At 69.7% G+C, this 21,537-nt stretch carries 17 protein-coding genes and 1 riboswitch; of the genes, 10 read left to right on the plus strand and 7 right to left on the minus strand.

Going from position 1 to position 21,537, the window contains the following annotated elements; translation table 11 throughout:
• The 8 genes from ED92_RS23895 (at nt 1) to ED92_RS23930 (ending at nt 10,129) form a co-directional block, all read left to right on the plus strand.
• The gene (locus ED92_RS23895) at nt 1-768 is read left to right on the plus strand and encodes a 3-oxoacyl-ACP reductase (RefSeq protein WP_037342142.1); all 768 of its coding nucleotides are present in this window, start codon (nt 1-3) and stop codon (nt 766-768) included.
• Nucleotides 769-1,108: 340 nt separating this feature from the next.
• A riboswitch (glycine riboswitch) is annotated at nt 1,109-1,202 on the plus strand.
• A gap of 142 nt (nt 1,203-1,344) precedes the next feature.
• Nucleotides 1,345-4,176: an aminomethyl-transferring glycine dehydrogenase gene (gene gcvP / locus ED92_RS23900; protein WP_037342144.1), complete on the plus strand. Its 2,832-nt coding sequence runs from the start codon at nt 1,345-1,347 to the stop codon at nt 4,174-4,176.
• Between the two features lie 8 nt (nt 4,177-4,184).
• Nucleotides 4,185-5,276: a glycine cleavage system aminomethyltransferase GcvT gene (gene gcvT / locus ED92_RS23905; protein ID WP_037342145.1), complete on the plus strand. Its 1,092-nt coding sequence runs from the start codon at nt 4,185-4,187 to the stop codon at nt 5,274-5,276.
• A gap of 17 nt (nt 5,277-5,293) precedes the next feature.
• Complete coding sequence (gcvH, locus tag ED92_RS23910) at nt 5,294-5,671, plus strand: glycine cleavage system protein GcvH (RefSeq protein WP_016336369.1); 378 nt, start codon at nt 5,294-5,296, stop codon at nt 5,669-5,671.
• A 1-nt stretch (nt 5,672) separates the two neighbouring features.
• Nucleotides 5,673-6,941, plus strand: a complete 1,269-nt coding sequence (gene glyA / locus ED92_RS23915; protein ID WP_037342146.1) for a serine hydroxymethyltransferase — start codon at nt 5,673-5,675, stop codon at nt 6,939-6,941.
• A complete protein-coding gene (gene lipA, locus ED92_RS23920; RefSeq protein WP_016336367.1) occupies nt 6,938-7,939 on the plus strand; it encodes a lipoyl synthase in 1,002 nt (333 codons plus the stop codon). The genes glyA and lipA overlap by 4 nt, the downstream gene beginning before the upstream one ends.
• 16 nt (nt 7,940-7,955) lie before the next feature.
• Nucleotides 7,956-9,329 carry an L-serine ammonia-lyase gene (locus tag ED92_RS23925; RefSeq protein ID WP_037342148.1) on the plus strand — a complete coding sequence of 458 codons (1,374 nt, stop codon included), beginning with the start codon at nt 7,956-7,958 and terminating at the stop codon, nt 9,327-9,329.
• Between the two features lie 89 nt (nt 9,330-9,418).
• Nucleotides 9,419-10,129, plus strand: coding sequence for a FadR/GntR family transcriptional regulator (locus tag ED92_RS23930; protein ID WP_052120855.1), 711 nt, complete (start codon nt 9,419-9,421; stop codon nt 10,127-10,129).
• Here the strand turns inward: ED92_RS23930 and ED92_RS23935 are convergent.
• Together ED92_RS23935 and ED92_RS23940 are read right to left on the minus strand one after the other, a co-directional pair.
• Nucleotides 10,103-11,773, minus strand: a complete 1,671-nt coding sequence (locus tag ED92_RS23935; RefSeq protein WP_037342151.1) for a SulP family inorganic anion transporter — start codon at nt 11,771-11,773, stop codon at nt 10,103-10,105. The two genes, ED92_RS23930 and ED92_RS23935, sit on opposite strands and share 27 nt — an antisense overlap.
• A 4-nt stretch (nt 11,774-11,777) precedes the next feature.
• Nucleotides 11,778-12,107 carry a helix-turn-helix transcriptional regulator gene (locus tag ED92_RS23940; protein WP_007031391.1) on the minus strand — a complete coding sequence of 110 codons (330 nt, stop codon included), beginning with the start codon at nt 12,105-12,107 and terminating at the stop codon, nt 11,778-11,780.
• 100 nt (nt 12,108-12,207) lie between these two features.
• Here ED92_RS23940 and ED92_RS23945 point away from each other — a divergent pair, with 100 nt between their 5' ends.
• On the plus strand, nt 12,208-14,148 hold the full coding sequence (locus tag ED92_RS23945) for a transglycosylase domain-containing protein (protein ID WP_037342153.1): 1,941 nt from the start codon (nt 12,208-12,210) through the stop codon (nt 14,146-14,148).
• Between the two features lie 84 nt (nt 14,149-14,232).
• On the opposite strand, the gene ED92_RS23950 is transcribed toward ED92_RS23945, so the two are convergent.
• Nucleotides 14,233-14,889 carry an O-methyltransferase gene (locus ED92_RS23950; RefSeq protein WP_037342155.1) on the minus strand — a complete coding sequence of 219 codons (657 nt, stop codon included), beginning with the start codon at nt 14,887-14,889 and terminating at the stop codon, nt 14,233-14,235.
• A 32-nt stretch (nt 14,890-14,921) separates the two neighbouring features.
• Nucleotides 14,922-15,749, minus strand: a complete 828-nt coding sequence (locus tag ED92_RS23955) for an ABC transporter ATP-binding protein (protein WP_037342156.1) — start codon at nt 15,747-15,749, stop codon at nt 14,922-14,924.
• A 128-nt stretch (nt 15,750-15,877) separates the two neighbouring features.
• Between ED92_RS23955 and ED92_RS23960 the strand changes: the two genes are divergently transcribed.
• On the plus strand, nt 15,878-17,194 hold the full coding sequence (locus tag ED92_RS23960; protein WP_037342158.1) for a PLP-dependent aminotransferase family protein: 1,317 nt from the start codon (nt 15,878-15,880) through the stop codon (nt 17,192-17,194).
• Between the two features lie 70 nt (nt 17,195-17,264).
• Here the strand turns inward: ED92_RS23960 and ED92_RS23965 are convergent, their stop codons facing one another.
• From ED92_RS23965 to ED92_RS23975, 3 genes are all read right to left on the minus strand, one after another.
• Entirely contained in the window at nt 17,265-19,073 is a 1,809-nt protein-coding gene (locus ED92_RS23965) for a hypothetical protein (protein WP_037342159.1), read from the minus strand.
• Nucleotides 19,074-19,187: 114 nt separating this feature from the next.
• Nucleotides 19,188-21,161, minus strand: a complete 1,974-nt coding sequence (locus ED92_RS23970; RefSeq protein ID WP_037342161.1) for an SDR family oxidoreductase — start codon at nt 21,159-21,161, stop codon at nt 19,188-19,190.
• Between the two features lie 58 nt (nt 21,162-21,219).
• Nucleotides 21,220-21,438, minus strand: coding sequence for a hypothetical protein (locus ED92_RS23975; RefSeq protein ID WP_039922712.1), 219 nt, complete (start codon nt 21,436-21,438; stop codon nt 21,220-21,222).
• Nucleotides 21,439-21,537 lie beyond the last annotated feature (99 nt).

A 21,537-nucleotide genomic window follows, 5' to 3' on the forward strand; every position in this document is an offset into this window, starting at 1 on the left:
ATGGTTCAGCGTTTCGAAGGCCGCGTCGCCGTCATCACCGGCGGCAGCAGCGGGATCGGCCTCGCCACCGCGCGGCGGCTGGCGAGCGAAGGCGCGAAGGTCGTCATCGGCGACATCTCCGCCGAGGCGGGCAAGGCCGCGGCCGACGAGGTCGGTGGCCTGTTCGTGCAGGCCGACGTCACCGACGCCGAGCAGGTCGAGGCCCTGTTCCAGACCACTGTGGACACCTTCGGCTCGGTCGACGTCGCGTTCAACAACGCCGGTATCTCCCCGCCCGAGGACGACTCGATCCTCACCACGGGTATCGACGCGTGGGAGAAGGTGCAGAAGGTCAACCTGACGTCGGTGTACCTGTGCTGCAAGGCGGTCCTGCCGCATATGCAGCGGCAGGGGAAGGGCTCGATCATCAACACGGCGTCGTTCGTCGCGGTGATGGGCGCGGCGACGTCGCAGATCTCGTACACCGCGTCCAAGGGCGGGGTGCTGGCGATGAGCCGGGAACTGGGTGTGCAGTTCGCGCGGGAGAACATCCGGGTGAACGCGCTGTGCCCGGGTCCGGTGAACACGCCGCTGCTCAAGGAACTGTTCGCGAAGGACCCCGAGCGGGCCGCGCGGCGGCTGGTGCACGTGCCGGTCGGGCGGTTCGCGGAGCCGGAGGAGATCGCGGGCGCGGTGGCGTTCCTGGCGAGCGACGACGCCTCGTTCATCACGGCTTCGCAGTTCCTGGTGGACGGGGGCATCTCGGGCGCCTACGTCACGCCGCTCTGACCCCCGCCCGCGTTTAGTCCTCTAAATGCGGTGCTCCTCGGGCTCCTCTGTCCGTGAAGGCCTCCTTCCCTACTCTCAAGGTAGGGAAGGAGGCCTTCACGGACTCGGGGCCGGCCGTCGCGCTCGGTCCTGGGGGCCGAAGGACGCGTTCCCCTCATTTCATGCCGTGAAGGGGTCCTTCACCCCAGGCCCAGCTGTGCCCGGCCCGCATTTAGTCCTCTGAATGCGGGCCGGAACTCGCGTGATCAGAGCCGGAACTCGCAAGTGACGTCGTCGGTGGGAAGTAGACGCGCGCTGAACAGGCCAGGTACGGTGTGCGCACAACTGCAGATCGGGCCGTCGAGCTGGAGCGGGAGAGCCCCCATGAACGTGGTGGGGCACCGAAGGAGCAAACTCCCCGGAATCTCTCAGGTACCCACTACCGCTTCACGCGAGGCCACTCTGGAAAGCAGGCGCGCAAGTGCGCCTCACCCAAGGTGAAAGCCACCCTCATCGGTGGTGAAACTCTCAGGTGCCATGACAGAGGGGGAGTTCCCAGCGCACCGGTCTATCCGGCGCCTGACCCAAGGAGCTCCCTTGACCAGTACGTCCTTCGACGACCGGCACATCGGCCCCTCGGAGTCCGAGCAGGCCAAGATGCTCGCCGAGGTCGGCTTCGGCAGTCTCGATGCCCTGGTGCAGGCCGCGGTGCCGTCCGCGATCCGCGTCACCCGCGACCTCGACCTTCCCCCCGCCGCGTCCGAAGAGGACGCCATCGCCGAGCTTCGCGCGCTCGCCGCGCTCAACAAGCCGATGACGCAGATGATCGGCCTCGGCTTCCACGACACGGTCACCCCGGCGGTCATCCGCCGCAACGTGCTGGAGAACCCGGCCTGGTACACGGCGTACACGCCGTATCAGCCGGAGATCTCGCAGGGCCGTCTCGAAGCCCTCCTCAACTTCCAGACCATGGTCTCCGAGCTGGCCGGTCTCGCCACCGCGAACGCCTCCCTGCTCGACGAGTCCACCGCCGTCGCCGAGGCCGTCATGCTGATGCGCCGCGCGTCGAAGGCGAAGTCGAACAAGGTCGTCCTCGACGCCGAGTGCCTGCCGCAGACCATCGCCGTCGTCCGCACCCGCGCCGAGGCCATGGGCGTCGAGGTCGAGGTCCGCGACCTGCTCACCGGCCTGCCGGAGGAGTTCTTCGGCGTCGTCGTCCAGTACCCGGGCGCTTCCGGCGTGCTGCGCGGCGCGGGCTTCTACTCCGCCATCTCCGAGACCGCGAAGGCCGCCGGCGCGCTGTACACCGTCGCCGCCGACCTGCTCGCCCTCACCCTGATCACCGCGCCGGGTGAGTTCGGCGCCGACATCGCCGCCGGTTCCACCCAGCGCTTCGGTGTCCCGCTCGGCTACGGCGGCCCGCACGCCGGGTACATGGCCGTCCGCGCCGGGCTCGAGCGCTCGCTGCCGGGTCGCCTGGTCGGCGTGTCGGTCGACGCCGACGGCAACCCCGCGTACCGCCTCGCCCTGCAGACCCGCGAGCAGCACATCCGCCGCGAGAAGGCCACCTCCAACATCTGTACCGCGCAGGTCCTGCCCGCCGTGCTCGCCGCGATGTACGCGGTCTACCACGGTCCGGACGGCCTCAAGCGCATCGCGACCCGCGTCCACGAACTCGCCGCCGGACTGGCGGGAGCCCTCCGTGAGGGTGGCGTCGAGGTCGTCCACGAGGGCTTCTTCGACACCGTCCTCGCCCGCATGCCCGGCCAGGCCGAAGCGGTCGTCGCGGTCGCGCGCGAGAACGGGATCAACCTCGGCCCGGTCGACGCCGACCACGTCCGCATCGCGGTCGACGAGGTCACCACGCCCGCGATCATCGCCAAGGTGCTCAACGCGTTCGGGATCGAAAACCCGGCCGGAAGCGCCCAGGCCCTGCCCGCGGGCCTCGGCCGCCAGAGCGAGTACCTCACCCACGAGGTCTTCCACTCGCACCGCTCCGAGACCGCGATGCTGCGTTACCTGCGGAGCCTTTCGGACCTCGACTACGCGCTCGACCGCGGCATGATCCCGCTCGGCTCCTGCACGATGAAGCTCAACGCCACCACCGAGATGGAGCCGATCAGCTGGCGCGAGTTCGCAGGGATCCACCCGTTCGCGCCCGCCGACCAGGCCGAGGGCTACCACACCCTGGTCGAGCAGCTGTCCGGCTGGCTCGCCGAGGTCACCGGCTACGACAAGGTGTCGCTGCAGCCGAACGCGGGCAGCCAGGGCGAGCTCGCCGGTCTGCTCGCGATCCGCGCGTACCACCACGCCAACGGCCAGACCGAACGCGAGGTCTGCCTGATCCCGTCGTCCGCGCACGGCACGAACGCCGCCTCCGCGGTGATGGCCGGGATGCGCGTCGTCGTGGTCAAGTGCACCGACGAGGGCAACGTCGACCTCGAAGACCTGCGGGCCAAGGTCGAGGCCAACCGCGACACGCTGTCCGCGATCATGGTCACGTACCCGTCCACGCACGGCGTGTACGAGAACGGCATCGACGAGCTGGCCAAGATCGTCCACGACGCGGGCGGCCAGGTCTACGTCGACGGCGCGAACCTCAACGCGCTGCTCGGGCTCGCGAAGCCGGGTGAGTTCGGTGGCGACGTCTCGCACCTGAACCTGCACAAGACCTTCTGCATCCCGCACGGTGGCGGCGGCCCCGGCGTCGGCCCGGTCGCGGTGCGCGCGCACCTCGCGCCGTACCTGCCGAACCACCCGCTGCTGGAGAAGGCCGGACCCGAGACCGGTGTCGGCCCGATCAGCGCCGCCCCGTACGGCTCGGCGTCGATCCTGCCGATCTCGTGGGCGTACGTCCGCATGATGGGCGCGGGCGGGCTCACCGCCGCGACGCAGGTCGCCGTGCTCGCCGCGAACTACGTGGCCAAACGCCTCAACCAGCACTACCCGGTGCTCTACACCGGCCAGGACGGCCTGGTCGCGCACGAGTGCATCCTCGACCTGCGCGGGCTCACCAAGGAGACCGGCGTCAGCGTCGACGACGTCGCGAAGCGCCTGATCGACTACGGTTTCCACGCCCCGACCATGTCGTTCCCGGTCGCGGGCACGCTGATGGTCGAGCCGACCGAATCCGAGGACCTCGGCGAGATCGACCGCTTCATCGCGGCGATGATCGCCATCCGCGCGGAGATCGACGCCGTCGCGCAGGGCAAATGGGCCGCGGACAACAGCCCGCTGCGCAACGCCCCGCACACCGCCGAGACCCTCGTCGGCGACTGGGACCTGCCCTACGACCGCGAACTGGCGGTGTACCCCGCCGGAGTGAACCGCAAGTCCAAGTACTGGCCTCCGGTGCGCCGCATCGACGGTGCGCGCGGGGACCGTAACCTCGTCTGCTCCTGCCCGCCGCTCAACGCCTACGAGAACTGAGGCACTTGATGTCGAAAGAGACGTCCCTGCACGGAGTCCACAAAGGACTGGGTGCGCTGTTCACCGATTTCGCGGGCTGGTCGATGCCGATCCGCTATTCCAGCGAACTGGCGGAGCACAAGGCGGTCCGCGAGGCCGCCGGTCTGTTCGACCTGTCGCATATGGCCGAGATCGAGGTGACCGGCCCGCAGGCCGCCGACACCCTCGATTACGCGCTGGTCGGCAACCTGTCCGGCGTGAAGCCGGGCCGGGCGCGCTACACGATGATCTGCGACGAGAACGGCGGCGTGCTGGACGACCTGGTCGTCTACCGCCTCGCCGACGAGAAGTTCCTGGTCGTGGCCAACGCGGGCAACGCCGACGTGGTCGCGGAGGCGCTGGCCGAGCGGGTCTCGGGTTTCGACGCGGTCGTCGAGAACAAGTCCGAGGACGTCGCGCTGATCGCCGTCCAGGGTCCGAAGGCCGTCGAGATCCTCGGTGCCGTCACCGACGCCGACCTGGGCGCGCTCAAGTACTACGCGAGCGTCCCGGCCGTCGTGAAGGGCCACGACGTCCTGCTGGCCCGCACCGGCTACACCGGCGAGGACGGCTTCGAGCTGTACGTCCCGGCCGGTGAGGCCCCCGCCGTCTGGCGCATCCTCACCGAAGCCGGCGAGCCGCACGGCCTGCTCCCGGCGGGTCTCGCCTGCCGCGACACCCTGCGTCTCGAAGCCGGAATGCCGTTGTACGGCAACGAACTCAGCCTCCAGCTGAGCCCGTTCGAGGCAGGCCTCGGCAGGGTGGTCAAGTTCGAGAAGCCGAACGACTTCGTCGGCAAGGCCGCGCTCGAAGAGCTGTCCAAGAAGGACGTTCCCCGGGTCCGCGTCGGGCTCAAGGGCTCCGGTCGCCGCGCGCCGCGTCACGGCTACACCGTCCTGGCGGGCGAGACCGAGATCGGCGAGGTCACCAGCGGTGCCCTCTCGCCGACGCTGGGTTACCCGATCGCCATGGCCTACGTGGACCGGGAGCACTCCGAGCCCGGCACCGAGCTTTCCGTCGACATCCGGGGCCGTATCGAGCCCGTCGAGGTCGTCGCCCTGCCCTTCTACTCCCGCGCCTGAAAGGCCCTTCCCACATCATGAGCATCCCCCAGGACCTGAAGTACACGAAGGAACACGAGTGGCTGAACGTCGCCGACGGCGTCGCCACCGTGGGCATCACCGCCTTCGCCGCCGAGTCGCTCGGTGACATCGTGTTCGTCCAGCTCCCCTCGGTCGGCGACACCGTCACCGCGGGCGAGGTGTTCGGCGAGGTCGAGTCGACCAAGTCGGTCAGCGAGCTGTACGCACCCGTGGACGGCGAGGTCGTCGAGGTGAACGAGGCCACAACGGACACCCCCGAGCTCATCAACTCGGACCCGTACGCCGAAGGATGGCTCCTGAAGGTGCGTCTGTCCGGCGACGTGCCCGCCCTGCTCGACGCCCAGGCGTACGCCGTCCTGACCCAGGAGAACTGACATGTTCAACGCTGCCCTGTCCGATGTGGACCCCGAGGTCGCCACCGCCGTCGCGGCCGAACTCGACCGGCAGCAGTCGACCCTGGAGATGATCGCCTCGGAGAACTTCGCCCCGGTGGGCGTGCTCGAGGCGCAGGGTTCGGTGCTGACCAACAAGTACGCCGAGGGCTACCCCGGCCGCCGCTACTACGGCGGTTGTGAGCACGTCGACGTCATCGAGCAGCTGGCGATCGACCGCGCGAAGGCCCTCTTCGGCGCCGAGCACGCCAACGTCCAGCCGCACTCGGGCGCGCAGGCCAACGCCGCCGCGATGGTCTCGGTGCTCAACCCCGGCGACACCATCCTCGGTCTCGACCTCGCCCACGGTGGTCACCTGACCCACGGGATGAAGATCAACTTCTCGGGCAAGCTCTACAACGTCGTCGCGTACCACGTCGACAAAGAGACCGGGATCGTCGACATCGAGGAGATCGAGCGCCTCGCCAAGGAGCACAAGCCGAAGCTGATCATCGCCGGCTGGTCGGCATACCCCCGTCAGCTCGACTTCGCCGAGTTCCGCCGTATCGCCGACGAGGTCGGGGCGAAGGTCATGGTCGACATGGCGCACTTCGCCGGTCTGGTCGCGGCCGGGCTGCACCCGAGCCCGGTGCCCTACGCCGACATCGTCACCACGACCACGCACAAGACCCTCGGCGGTCCGCGCGGCGGCATCATCCTGTCCCGCCAGGAACTCGCCAAGAAGATCAACTCGGCGGTGTTCCCCGGCCAGCAGGGCGGTCCGCTGGAGCACGTCATCGCCGCCAAGGCCGTCGCGCTCAAGATCGCCGCGAGCGAGGAGTTCCGCGAGCGTCAGCAGCGTGTGCTCGAAGGCGCGAAGATCCTGGCCGACCGCCTTTCTCGCACGGACTGCAGCGAGGCCGGCGTCCGCGTGCTGACCGGCGGCACCGACGTGCACCTGGTGCTCGTCGATCTGGTCAACTCCACTTTGGACGGTCAGCAGGCCGAGGACCGGCTGCACTCGGTCGGTATCACGGTCAACCGCAACGCCGTCCCGTTCGACCCGCGTCCGCCGATGGTCACCTCCGGCCTGCGGATCGGCACCCCGGCGCTGGCGACCCGCGGCTTCGGTGCCGAGGACTTCGCCGAGGTGGCCGACATCATCGCCGAGGCGCTGCGCCCGGACTTCGACGAGGACCTGCGCCAGTCGCTGGCCTCCCGGGTCGAACTGCTGGCCAAGAAGCACCCGCTGTACGCGGACCTCAACCGATGAGCGCGCTCCCCGAGGGGCGCAAACTTCTCCGGCTGGAAGTCCGCAACGCGCAGACCCCGATCGAGAAGAAGCCGCCGTGGATCAAGACCCGTGCGCGTATGGGTCCGGAGTTCACGGAGCTCAAGGGCTTGGTCAAGCGTGAAGGCCTCCACACCGTGTGTGAGGAGGCCGGTTGTCCCAACATCTACGAGTGCTGGGAAGACCGCGAGGCGACGTTCCTGATCGGTGGCGACCAGTGCACGCGGCGGTGTGATTTCTGCCAGATCGACACGGGCAAGCCTGAGGCGCTGGACCGGACCGAGCCGCGCAAGGTCGCCGAAAGCGTCCAGGCGATGGGCTTGCGCTACTCGACGGTGACCGGTGTGGCGCGTGACGATCTGGAGGATGGCGGTGCGTGGCTGTACGCGGAGACCGTCCGGCAGATCCACGCGTTGAACCCGGGTACGGGTGTCGAGCTGTTGATTCCGGATTTCAACGCGGATCCGGATCAGCTCGCCGAGGTGTTCGGTTCCCGTCCCGAGGTGCTCGCGCACAACGTCGAGACCGTGCCGCGGATCTTCAAGCGCATCCGTCCCGGCTTCCGCTACGCGCGGTCGTTGGAGGTCATCACGAAGGCCCGCGAGGCCGGTCTGGTGACGAAGTCGAACCTGATCCTCGGCATGGGCGAGACCCCCGAAGAGGTCGCGCCCGCGATGAAGGATCTGGTCGACGCAGGCTGCGAGATCCTCACGATCACCCAGTACCTGCGCCCGTCACCGCGTCACCACCCCGTGGACCGCTGGGTCAAGCCGGAAGAGTTCGTCGAGCATTCGAAGGCAGCTGAAGCGATGGGCTTCGCTGGTGTGATGGCCGGGCCGCTCGTACGCTCGTCGTATCGGGCCGGTCGGCTGTTCGCTCAGACGAAGGCCCACCGCGGCGAAGCGCTGTCGGAGAATTTGGCCCATCTCGCCGCCGAAGGGCCCGCGGCCCAAGAGGCCAGCTCACTGCTGGCCAGATAGGAAGGAGGGCAGATCAATGGCGATCAGCGTCTTCGACCTGTTTTCGATCGGCATCGGCCCCTCCAGCTCCCACACGGTGGGCCCGATGCGCGCCGCACTGACCTTTGTGGACGGTCTGGCGGCCGACGGTGACCTCACCGCGACGGCACGCGTCCAGAGCGAGCTTTTCGGCTCGCTCGGCGCGACCGGGTTCGGGCACGGCAGCGACAAGGCCGTGCTGCTCGGGCTGTCCGGGGAGCGTCCGGAGGAGATCGACACCGACACCGTGCCCGGCAAGATCGCGGCGATCCGCGAATCCTGCCGGCTGAAGGTGCGGGGCGAGCACGAGATCGTGTTCACCGAGGACACCGACCTGACCATGCACCGGCGGAAATCCTTGCCGGCGCACCCGAACGGGATGATCTTCCGCGCGTTCGACGCCGACGGGAAGGTGCTGCGCGAGCGCACCTATTACTCCGTCGGCGGCGGGTTCGTCCGCGACGAGTCCTACGAGACCGACACCGTCGTCGTCGAGGACTCGACGAAGCTGGAGTTCCCGTTCCGCACCGGCGCGGATCTGCTGAAGCACTGCGAGGACACCGGGCTGCCGATCAGCGAGATCATGCTGCGCAACGAACTCGCGTGGCGCACCCGCGAGGAGATCCGCGAAGGGCTGCTGGAGATCTGGCAGGTCATGGCGGAATGCGTGCGCAACGGCTGCGAGCACGAGGGCGTCCTGCCGGGCGGCCTGAAGGTTCCGCGGCGCGCGAAGGCGTTGCACGAGAAGCTGCTCGCGGAGGACGGCGTCGGCGATCCGCTGTACGCGATGGACTGGGTGAGCCTGTACGCGCTGGCGGTCAACGAGGAGAACGCCGCGGGTGGCCGCGTCGTCACCGCGCCGACCAACGGCGCGGCGGGGATCATCCCGGCCGTTCTGCACTACTACCAGCGGTTCATCCGCGGCTCGTCGGACGACGGCATCGTGACGTTCATGCTCACTGCGGGCGCGATCGGCTCGATCCTCAAGCAGACGGGGTCGATCTCGGGCGCCGAGGTCGGTTGCCAGGGTGAGGTCGGTTCGGCCAGCGCCATGGCCGCCGCCGGGCTCACCGAGGTCCTCGGCGGTTCACCCGCGCAGGTGGAGAACGCCGCCGAGATCGGCGTCGAGCACCACCTGGGGCTCACCTGTGACCCGGTCGGCGGGCTGGTGCAGATCCCGTGCATCGAACGCAACGCCGTCGGCGCGTCGAAGGCGATCCACGCGGCGCGGATGGCGATGCGCGGCGACGGTTCGCACGTCGTGACGCTGGACAAGGCGATCAAGACGATGCGCGAGACCGGTGCCGACATGAGCGTCAAGTACAAGGAGACCGCGCGCGGCGGCCTCGCCGTGAACGTCATCGAATGCTGATGTCCCCGCGTTCAGTCCTCTGGATGCGGTAGTTGCACACGCAAGTACCGCATCCAGAGGACGAATTGCGGGCCGCCTAAACTCGAGTGGTGGAGTCGAAAGCGGGTGACGCGCTGTTCCGCCCGGTGCGCGCGGGCAACGCCTTCGAGGAGACCGTCGAAAGGCTGCTCCAGGCGATCCGGCTGGGCGTGGTGGGCGCGGGGGAGCGGCTGCCCTCGGAACGTGAGCTCGCCGAGCGGCTCGGGGTCAGCCGGGTGACGCTGCGCGAGGCCATCCGCGCGCTGTCCGACGCGGGTTACGTCGAGTCGCGGCGCGGACGGTACGGCGGCACGTTCGTCAACGACGTCCTGCCCGACCCGCCCGCCGCCGACGGCCGGAAGGTCGACAACGCCACGCTGGAGGACGCGCTCGGCCTCCGGCACGTCCTGGAGACCGGTGCCGCCGAGATGGCGGCCTCGCGTTCGCTCAGCCCGGCCGACCGGCAGCATCTGACCAGCACGCTCGCCGAGGCCGCGGCGGCCGACGTCGGTGACTACCGGCGCAAGGATTCGCGGCTGCATCTGGCGATCGCCGAGGTCACCGCGTCCGGCTCGCTGACCACCGCGATGGCCGACGCGCGGATGCGGGTCAACCAGCTGCTCGACATGATCCCGCTGCTGGAACCGAATCTGGAGCATTCCAACGCCCAGCACGAGGCCATCGTCGACGCGATCCTGGCCGGGGACTCCGAGGCGGCCCGCCGGGCGATGACGGAACATGTCGAAGGGACCGCGTCACTGCTTCGCGCTTTCCTCGCTTGAGGTCAGCAGGGCGTGCGCGAAATCGATCGCGTGCGGCGTATCCGGGAAGACCCGGCCCTCCGCGCGGAGCCGGTCCGCGACGCCGAGTTCGTCGAGCACCTTCTCGTGGCCGGGTTTGATGCCCGACACCAGGACCGTGATCCCGCGATGTTCGAGACGTTCGATGGCGTCGCGCAGGACGAGGGCGCCGGTGGCGTCGATGGCCGACACCCGCGACATCCGGAGGATGACCACCCGGACGTCGGCGACCTCGGACAGCTCCAGCAGGAACTGGTGCGCCGCGGCGAAGACGAGCGGTCCGTCGAGCCGGAACGCGACGATGTGCTCGTCCAGGAGCGCCCGCTCCTCGGCGACGTGATCGGCGTGGTCGAGCGCCACCTCTTCGATGCGAGCCGCCTTCGCGATCGCCCGCAGCGCCAGTGCGCCAGCCACGACGAGACCGAGGATCACCGCGGTGACCAGGTCCAGGATCAGCGTCGCGGCCGCGGTGAGCACGAGGACCAGCGCGTCACGCCGGGTGGACCGCAGGAGCGCTCGCACCGAGCCCGCCTCGACCATGCGGACGGCGGTGGCCAGCAGCACCCCGGCGAGTGCCGCGATCGGGATCGTGGCCACGAGCGGCGCCGCCGCGAAGACGATCACCGCCAGCACCATCGCGTGGGTGAACGAGGCCAGCCGCGACTTCGCCCCGGCACGGACGTTGACCGCGGTGCGCGCGATCGCCGCGGTGGCGGGCACACCGCCGAACAGCGGGGTGACGAGATTCGCGAGGCCCTGCCCGAAGAGTTCCCGGTCCGGGTCGTGGCGTTCGTTGACGCTCATCGCGTCGGCGACCGTGGCCGACAGGAGGCTTTCCAGCGCGGCCAGCGCCGCGACCGCGACGGCGGAGGGCGCCAGCGCGCCCAAGGTCGACAGATCCAGGAAGTCCAGCGAGGGCGCGGGAAGACCGTTGGGCAGCGCGCCGATCCGCGCGACCGGCAGCTGCGCGAAATGACTCACGAGGGTCGCGACGGCCACCGCGACCAGCGAGAACGGGATCGACGGCCGCCATCTCGCGCCGAGCAGCATCAGGGCGGCGACCCCGGCGGCGATCGCGATCGACGGCCAGGCGGGATGCCCGGCGAAATCGGCCACCGCCTTCGCCGCGACGACGGCCACCTTCTCGCCTTCCGGGGTGGCGACGCCGAGCGCGGCGGGGACCTGCTGCAACGCGATGACCCCGGCGATGCCCAGCGTGAAGCCTTCGACCACCGGCGTCGGCACGTAGCGCATGTACCGGCCGGCGCGGGCGACCGCGAGCAGGAGCAGCAAGACCCCGGCGAGCAGGCCCACCGTCAGCACGCCGCCCGCACCGTGCGTGGCCATGATCGGTACCAGCACCACGGTCATCGCGCCGGTCGGCCCGGACACCTGGAGATTGGAGCCGCCGAAGATCGCGGCCAGCGCGCCGGCGACGATCGCGGTGACCAGCCCGGCTTCGGCCCCGAGGCCGGACGAGATGCCGAAGCCCAGCGCCAGCGGCAGGGCGACGATCGCGACGGTCAGGCCCGCCGTGAGGTCCCGCCGGGGAGCGCGCTTGAGCGTCCGCAGGTCTTCACGTCCGGGCAGGAGCGAGCGCAGTTCCGAAAGTCTCAGACCCGCCACGCCGTCACTCCGCGTCGCGTAGCTGGGCGAGCAAGGCGTTCTGGTCGGCCAGCAGCTCGGTGAGGATGCGCCGGGCCGCGCGCAGGAGCTCGACGACGTCGCCGCCGGCGAGCGCGTACACCACCGTCGAGCCCTCACGGGTCGAGGTGACGATCCCCGATCGCCGCAGGACGGCCAGCTGCTGGGAGAGGTTGGAGGCCTCGACCTCGATCTCGGCGAGCAGTTCGCGGACGGCTTTCGGGCCTTCGGCGAGCAGCTCCAGTACGCGGATCCGGACCGGGTGGCCCAGCATGCGGAAGAACTCCGCCTTGGCCTGGTACAGGGGGACGGGCATCTGGCCACATTATCAAATGAAGAATTCTTCAAGTCGTGAACAGGAGGCAGTTTGGTGACTTTCCCACAACCTTTTCACTCGTTCGGGCGTCTAACCTGGCGTGGAAAACCCGGATGAGGCAGACGCACCCGAGTCGGAGACCACGGCCACCCCGGAGCCGAAGCCGAAGAAGCGCAGGTGGCGCAAGATCGTCGCGTGGACGCTCGGCCTGGTGATCGGCATCCCGGTCGTCGCGTTCGGGCTCGCGTACGTCCTGCTCGACGTCCGCAGCCCGCAAGAGGTGCTCGCCGATCTCGACAAGACCGTCGTCCTGCAGAACGCCGACGGTTCCGAACTGCTCAAGGTGGTCCCGCCCGGCGGTGACCGGCTGTTCGTGCCCTACGACGCCGTCCCCGCGAAACTGCGCGACGCGATCGTCGCGACCGAGGACCCGACCTTCTGGGACAACGAGGGTTTCGACCTCACCGGGCTCGGTCGCGCGCTGGTGACCGGGGTCGGCGGGGGCTCGGGGATCACCCAGCAGTACATCAAGAAGTCCACCGGCAACGAGGACGCCACCCTCACGCGGAAGTTCTCCGAACTCGTGCTGGCCACGAAGATCACGCAGCAGCAGACCAAGAAGGAGATCTTCGAAAGCTACGTCAACATCATCTCGTTCGGCCGCGGCACGTACGGCCCGGCGTCGGCGATGAACGCCTACTTCGGACGCAAACTCGACGACTCGATGACCTGGAGCGAAGCGGCCTTCCTCGCGGGGATGATCCAGTCGCCCTCGGTGCACGACCCGTACGCCTCCAGCCACGAGCACGCCATGAAGCGCTGGTCCTACGTGGTGAACAAACTGGTCGCGCGTGGCTATGTGAGCCAGGCGGAAGCGGTCGCCATGACCTATCCGGAGGACGCGATCCAGGCGCCGTCGGAGACCCGCGCCGGTCGCGTCACCTACGAGCAGTACCACATCAAGCAGCAGGTCCTCGCCGAACTCGAGCAGGTCGGCTACCCGCTCGACCGGCTGCGCGGCGGCGCCATGAAGGTCGAGACGACCATCGATCCGCGTGCCCAGGCCGAAGCCGAGAAGGCGGTCAAGGAGCGGTTGAAGGGTCAGCCTGAGCATTTCCGCGCGTCGCTGGTCGCCGTCGAACCCGGGACGGGGGCCATCCGCGCTTATAACGGCGGCGGCTGGAGCGTGCACGACTACGCGGGCACCCCGTACGGCACCGGCTCGGCGTTCCAGCCGTTGATCCTCGCCGCCGGGCTCGAACGGGGCGTGAACGTGGACGAACCGCTGAAGTCACCCGCGTCGGTCGATTTCCTCGGCGAGACCTTCGAGTTCCAGGACCAATGCGGCGAAGGCGGGAAGTGCACGCTGCGCGAGGCGATGGGGCGGGGCGCTCAGGGTCCGTTCGTCGACCTGGCGAAGAAGCTCGGCGCCGAAGCGGTCCGGGAAGGCGCTCGCGCGGCCGGGATCCCCGAGTCCGTCGACGGCGCCGTGACCCTGCGGGAGAAGGACGGGTTCCTGATCGGCCCGGGGATCGCCGTCGGCCGGTATCCCTTACGCCCCAGCGACATGGCCGGTGCATACGCGACCTTCGCCGCCGACGGCATGCGCGCCACCCCGCATCTGGTGTCGAAGATCCGGGACGAGAACGGCGAAATCGTGTGGGAACGGCCGCCGGACAAGACGCCCGCCTTCCAGGGCGACGAGGCGCTGAGCCGCCGGATCGCGGGGACGATGAGTCAGGTGCTGGCCACCGGTCTGAAGGATCGTCCGGCGGCGCTGAAGACCGGCGACTTCCGGTTCGACGAGACGGACGACAACGCGGGCGGCTGGGCGGTCGGGTACACGCCGCAGCTCGCGACCGCGGTCTGGGTCGGCTCTGACGAGCCGCGCCGGATGCGGGACGCCGCCGGGGAGAAACTGACCGGCAGGACACTGCCGTCGGACATGTGGCAGCGCTTCATGAACGGTGTCCATCGAGGACAGCCGGCGCGGTGGCCAGACGGCTCCGAACCGCGTCCCGCCACGACTGCGCCGCGGTGATGCTTCGGTCCAGTGGGTCGTGAGTGGCGATTCGTGTTCTAACCCGAAACGCCACTCACGACCCGCTGGACCGAGGCGGTTCCGTCAGGGCTTCACGAGAACGACGGTCAGGCCGTCGTAGCCCTTGCTGCCGACCGTCTGGATCGCCGTCGCGTCGACGCGGGGTTCGGCGGCGATCATCTCGTGCAGCCGCCGGATGCCCTGGATGTTCGGGTCCTCGCTGGCGGCGTCGGTCACCGCGCCACCGCGGACGACGTTGTCGACCACGATCACGCCGCCGGGCCGGACGAGCTTCAGCGACGCCTCGAAGTAGGCCGGGTTGTTGGCCTTGTCGGCGTCGATGAACGCCAGGTCGATCGGGCCGTCGACCGACGGCAGCAGGTCCAGCGCCTTGCCGACGCGGACGTCGACCAGCCCGCCGAGCCCGGCCGCGTCGATGTTGCGGCGCGCGACTTCGGCGTGCTTCGGGTCGTATTCGAGGGTGACGAGCCTGCCCTGCGGCGGCAGGGCGCGGGCGAGCCAGATCGTGCTGTACCCGCCGAGCGTGCCGATCTCCAGGATGGACCGGGCGCCGATCATCCGCGCCATCAGGTTGAGCAGTTTGCCCTGATTCGGCGCGACGGCGATCGACGGCAGCCCGGCCTCGTCCGACGCCTTCCGCGCGCCTTCGAGGGCGGGGTCGGACGGGACGAGCACCCCGGACAGATAGTCGTCCACTTCGGACCACAGTTGCTGTGACATGGCACCTCCGCCGCCAACCTACTCCGAGTGCATCAGGCGGCGCGGCGTCCGGCTTTCGGGATCACCAGCGGGGTACCGGTTTCCGGGCACGGCATGACCCGGCAGGGCAGCTCGAAGATCTTTTCGACGTTGGCGGCGGTCACGACCTCTTCGGGCGCGCCGGTCGCGAGGACCTCTCCGCCGCGCATCGCGATCATGTGCGTCGCGTAGCGGGCGGCGTGGTTGAGGTCGTGCAGCACCGCGACCAGCGTCCGGCCCTGCTTCTGGTGCAGTTCCGCGCACAGGTCGAGGATGTCCATCTGGTGCGCGATGTCCAGATAGGTCGTCGGCTCGTCGAGCAGCAGGAGATCGGTCTCCTGCGCCAGCGCCATCGCCATCCACACGCGCTGCCGCTGACCACCCGACAGTTCGTCGACCAGCCGCTCGGCGAGATCGTCGACGCCGGTGGCGCGCATGGACTCCGCGACCACGGTGGCGTCCTCACGGGACCACTGGCGCAGCAGGCGCTGGTGCGGGTACCGGCCGCGCGCGACGAGGTCCGCGACGGTGATGCCGTCGGGCGCGATCGAACTCTGCGGCAGCAGGCCGAGCCGCCGGGCGACCTCCTTGGCGGGGAAGGAGCTGATCACCTGGCCGTCGAGGAACACCGAACCCTGGCGCGGTTTGAGCATCCGCGCGAGCGCGCGCAGCAGGGTGGTCTTGCCGCAGGCGTTCGGCCCGACGATGACGGTGAACGACCGGTCGGGGATGACCACCCCGAGGTCTTCGGCCACGGTCCGGCCGTCGTAGGCGAGCGTCAGCGCGTCCGCGTGCAGACGGGACGTCGTGCTCTGCTCGGTGAGGGTTTCCACGGTCTCCACGCAGGTTAGGCTAACCTAGGACGTCGCCGTTGTGGTGTTCCGTAGGTCGCAGTCGGCTCACAACGTGCTTCGATGGCATCATCCCCAGTGCAATCGCGTGAATGCACTCGGTGCGATCGAAGGACGGCATGGAGGACTACCGGATAGTCGCGGACGAGATCTCCGCCGACGTCGAGGCTGGCAGGCTCCGGCCGGGCGACAGGCTGCCGCCGCAGCGGCGGTTCGCGAAGGAACGCGGGATCGCGAACTCGACGGCCGCGCGGGTCTACGGCGAACTCGTCCGGAGGGGTGTCGTGGTCGGCGAGGTCGGCCGGGGCACGTTCGTCCGCGCCGGCCGACCGCCGCTGGAGACCGCGCTCGCCGAGCCGGGTGGTGCGACGGTCGACCTCGAACTCAACTTCGCCGTTCTTCCGGAACAGTCGGCGCTGGTCGGGAAGGCGCTGGAGCCGCTTCTGCGCGAAGACGTCCTGACAGCGGCGTTGCGGCCGGGAAACGTCTCGGGCTCGAAGCAGGCGCGTGACGCCGTCGCCGGCCTGATCGCGAAGGACGGCTGGACGCCCGAAGTCCTCTTCGCCGGAAGCGGGCGCCAGGCCATCGCGGCCGCTATCGCCGCCTTCGTGCCGATGGGGGAACGGCTCGCCGTCGAAGCCATCACCTACCCCGTGGTCAAGGCGCTGGCCGGGCGGCTCGGCGTGCAGTTGGTGCCCATCGAGACCGACGACCGGGGTCTCATTCCCGAGGCGCTCGAAGCCGCGTCCGTCCGCGCGCTGTACGTCCAGCCGACGCTGCAGAACCCGCTCGGGTCCACAATGGACGAAGCACGCCGGGTCGAGCTGGCCGAAACCGTGCGCCGGATGGACATCCCGGTGATCGAGGACGGGATCTACACCTTCCTGCGGCCCGAGGTCCGCCCTTTCGCGGCGTACGCGCCGGAACGCACGGTGTTCGCCGACAGCATGTCCAAACGGCTCGCGCCGGGGCTGACCACCGGATTCCTCGCCGTCCCGGCGGCATGGACGGAACGGCTCGCCGCGGCCGTGCGCTCGGGCGGCTGGGTCGCGCCCCGGCTCGCCGTCGAAGCGGCCACCCGGTGGATCACCGGCGGCACGCTGGAAACCGTCGAACGGGCGAAACGCCTCGACGCCGCGGAACGCCAGCGGCTGACGGCGGAACGCCTGGCCGGGTTCACCCTGCGCGCGGATCCGCGGGCGTACCACTGCTGGTGGGAGCTCCCGGAACACTGGCGCGCCGAGACCTTCGTCGCCGCGGCCGCGCGCCGCGGGATCGCGGTCACGCCGGCGGCCGCGTTCGCCGTCGTCCCCGGTCACGCCCCGAACGCGGTGCGGCTCGCCGTCTCGTCGCCGCCGCTCGAAACGCTCGCGGCCGCTTTGGACGTCCTCGCCGGACTCGCCTCCGGCCGCCCCGAGGACGCCGGCGTCGACTGACTCCCCGCGTTTCGTCCTCTGGATGCGGTAGTTGGCAGCGCGAACTACCGCATTCAGAGGACGAAACGCGTCAGGGGCGGGGTGCCCATTTGCCGATGAAGCTGCCGCAGGTGACGGTCTGCCCGGTCAGGCGCGACCGCAGCGCGTTCTCCAGCCCGAGGTAGTCGAAGATCGGGGCGTCCCCGGCGACCTGGGCGGGCACCGGCCCGCCCTTGGCCAGCACCGGCATGCTCACGGTCTGGAACAGCACGAGGTAGTCGCCGTCGCGGTTGAGCCCGTCGGCCGCCGCGAGCATGCGTTCCGGGGCGTCGGCGACGATCTCCAGCGGCAGCGGCCATTCCAGCGGGAACGGGTTGCGCAGTCCGAAGGCGGGATACGCGAACGGGTTGTCGGGCAGGACGGCCGTCCGCCCGGCGGGGAACCGCGTGACGCAGTCCTGGATCTGGGAGATGTAGGTGTAGGTGCCCGGATTCGTCCGGATGCCGCGCATCGACGGCGTCACCGTGCCGAGGTCGCCGGTCAGCTTCTCGTGCGCCATGTCGAGGTACGCGGCTTCGTCGTGATGCGCGACCACGGCCCAGCCCGACGCCAGCACCGCGACCAGGCCCATCGCCGTCGCGCCCACCAGACGCACCCGGCGAGGCGGTTCCGGCAGTGGCGGCAGCGCGTCCGCGAGCAGCAGGATCGCCGTCAGCGCCAGTGTTCCGGTGAACAACGTCGGGGTGTCGTTGCCCCACGACAGGCTGGTCATGAAGCCGGTCGCGAAGACCAGCGCGCCCATTCTCGGGAATCGCCGCGTCGCGACCCAGTTCACCAGCAGCGCGACACCGAGGATCCACCAGAGGACGTCCGCCCAGCGCGACGCGCCGGTGAAATGCCCGTCGACGACGGTGCCGACCACCACCGCCACCCCCGCCAGGAGCAGCAGCCGGGCGAGGAGCGCCCCGGCGAAACCGGCGCGGTCGCGGAAGGTCCCGAGCAGGGCAAGGAACACCCCGGCGATCAGGAAGAACGTCAAGCCCCGCACCGGTGGACGCAGCAGGGACGCGGGATTTTCCAGCCACAGCCCGAGAAGCCGCTCGCCGTACGCGGGAAGACCGCCGGTGAGCTGCTCGGCCATCGCGCCGAGTCCGCCGTCGAGGGTGACGATTCCGACGTAGAAGACCAGGAAAGCGCCCAGCGCCAGCAGATCCCAGGCCAGCCGCCCCCACCAGCGGCCCGTGCGGAACGCTCCCTCGCGCAGCGACGGGTGCAGCAGCAGCCAGCACAGCGCGATCAGCGGCACCGGCGCGAAACTCTGTTTGACGAACACCGAGGTGCCCAGCAACACCAGGCCGAGCCGTCGAGGCCACGCCTTACCGTTGCGCAGCCCCGAATCCAGTGCCCAGGCGCCGCACGCGGTCAGGAAGATCCCGTCGATCGTGTGCCACGCCATGAGCGGGAACGCGTTGAGGTTCAGCAGCGACGCGGCCGCCGTCAGCCCGGTGAGCCCCGGCCCCCAGTCCCGCACGCGGCGGCGGGTGACCAGGACGGCGAACGCGATGGTCGCCAGGATGATCTCCAGCATGCTGAGCACGCTGGAGACGAAGAACAGCGGCCCCGGCAGCAGGAAGTCGACGATGTGCAGGTACGCCGAACCCAGCGGCCGCGCGGAGATGATGTCCGAATGCGGCACCTCCCCGTGCCGCACCCGCCAGGCCTGGGCCAGGATGAAACCCTGGTCCGACGGGTGGAAACCGAAGCGCCCCACCCGGAGTTCGGTGGCGACGGCGAGCGCGAGCACCCAGGCCGCGTGCAGGGAAAGCCGCAGCACTGTCCTGGACGGACGTACCACCTGCGCGCCCGGTCCGGTCGACAGCGGGGGACTGGCGACGTCCACACTGCCCCTTCCCGGTCGTCCCTACCTCGGCCCGTGCCCGCCGACCCCCCGGCGTATCGGAAACCGATGGTAGCGGCCGGGGGCGTCCCCCGATCGAGCCCCGGCGGCGGGACGTCAGGGACGACGGCGCCAGACCAGCCGGGTGACCGCGCCCGCCACCGAGGCGAGCGGGGCCTTTCGGGGCAGGCCACGGGATTCCGGCGCGGATTCGGGCATCGCGCGGTAGACGAGGTGGGCGAAGAACCGGGCCGTCTTCGGTGCGACGAGCGTCACCAGTTCGGCGGCCGTGCCCTCGGGCAGGTTCAGGATCTCCGGTCGTTTCTCCAATGCCTTCACCACGAGCGCCGCGGCGCGTTCGGGAGAGCTCGACGGCATGCCGCGATAGGAACCGGTCGGGGCGATCATGTCGGTGCGCACCAGCGGCATCCGGACCGAGGTGAAGGTGACGCCGTCGGAAAGCGTTTCCCGCCCGGCGGTCAGCCCGAACTCCTCCAGCGCGGCCTTCGAGGCCAGGTAAGCGGAAAACCGCGGGGTGTCGGTCTGGAGTCCTTGGGTGGTCACGTTGACGACGTGGCCGAAACCGCGCGCGGTCATCGACGGCAGCAGGCCCAGCGTCAGCCGCACGGGTCCGAAGTAGTTGATGGCCATCGTGCGCTCGAAATCGTGGAACCGTTCGGTGGACAGCGAAAGCGACCGCCGGATCGAGCGGCCCGCGTTGTTGACCAGCATGTCGACGGCGCCGTGCGCGGCGAGCACGTCCTTGACCAGAGCGTCGACGGCGCCGCCGTCGGTGAGGTCGCACGGATACGCGGACGCCTTGCCGCCCGCCGCGACGATCTGCTCGCGGACCTCTTCGAGTTCGTCGGCGCGCCTGGCCACGAGGATCACTTCGCCACCCTTCGCGGCGACGGCGAGCGCCGACGCGCGCCCGATACCCGAGGACGCGCCGGTGATGAGGACCTTGCGGCCGTCGAGCGGTTCCGGGCCGGGACGGCGGCGGCCGCGATCGGGATCCAGGTGCGCGAGCCAGTACCGGTAGAGCGGGCCGGCGTACTCCTTCAACGGGGGCAAGGTGATCCCGCTGCCTTCGAGCGCGGCCGTGGTCGCGCTCGTGTCGAAGTCGACCTCCATGCTCAGATGCGGCAGGACTTCGAGCGGGATGCCGAGTTCCGCGAGCACCGCCGCACGGGCCGACCGTCCGCCGGGGACCCGGTCGAAACCGGCGGCCGCGGATTTCGCCAGCCGGGTTCCCGCGCGCTTGAGCGCTCCGGAAGGCCGGGCGGGAAGGACGGCGGAGATCTTCGGCCCACCCGCGGCCCGCGCGAACGCGTTGTAGACCTCGTGAAGCGGCTGCGGTCGCGGCGACGCGAGGTGGTACGTGCTGCCACTGGGCGCGTCGATGTGCATGAGGTGTTCCATCGCTTCGACGACGTAGTCGACCGGAACGAGGTTCGTGGCGCCGAGATCCGGAGCGGCCAGCGGAAGACGGCGGGGCAGCGCGGCGAGCCGCGAGATCGCGGGGAGGAAGTAGTACGGACCGTCGATCTTGTCCATCTCACCGGTGCGCGAATCGCCGGCCACGGCGGACGGCCGGTACACGCGGAACGGCGTTTTCCCGTGCCGTCGCACGAGTTTCTCCGCCTCGAACTTCGTCGCGTGGTACGGCGACGCGAAACCCTGGCCGAGGTCGAAGTCGGCCTCGGTGAACCGTCCGGCGTACTGCCCGGCGACCGCGATCGACGAGACGTGGTGGAAGAGCCCGGCCTTCGTGGCGGCGGCGAACTCCAGGACGTTGCGCGTGCCGTCGACGTTGGCCGCGCGGTTCGCCGCTTCGTCCGCGGTGAGGTCGTAGATCGCGCCGAGATGCACGACGTGGTCGAGGGGTCCCACGCGGGCGGGATCGATGCCCAGCGAGGGTTCGGTCAGATCGCCGGTGACGGGAACGAGCTTCTCGTGGCTCGGGAGCTTCCCGCGTGAGGTCTCCCTCACGAGAACATGGACGGCTACGGTCTCAGGTCGCCGTAGTAGGCGCGCGACCAGGCGTTTTCCCAGAAAACCCGTCGCGCCCGTCACGAAGTAGGTGGTCATGGCCGGCTCCTTCCGAACGGGGCCGACTCTACCTACTCAGAAGTAGGAACGGTAGTTGTCATTCACTGTGGTCCGGATGTTCGGCCACCGCGACCACGGCGTCGCGGAGCGCGGCGCGCAGGCGCCCCACGTCCAGCGGCCCGAGTACGGCGGCCTCTCCGGGCGGCGCCACGAGCACGATCTTGTCGCTGCTCACGAACACCGTCACGTCCCTGCGCCTGCCCGCGAGATCCCGGCAGCCGACCGACCATTCGTCCCGGGGTGCCAACGTCCTCATCCTCCCGTATCCCATGATCTCCCTTTCTCGTCCGAGGCTGGGACGAGGCGCTTTCGGGGGCGTGACGCCGATTACCCCATGTTCCTACTGATGGGTTAA

This window comes from Amycolatopsis sp. MJM2582, from assembly GCF_000754115.1.
In the GTDB taxonomy this organism is placed as follows: Bacteria; Actinomycetota; Actinomycetes; order Mycobacteriales; family Pseudonocardiaceae; genus Amycolatopsis; species Amycolatopsis japonica.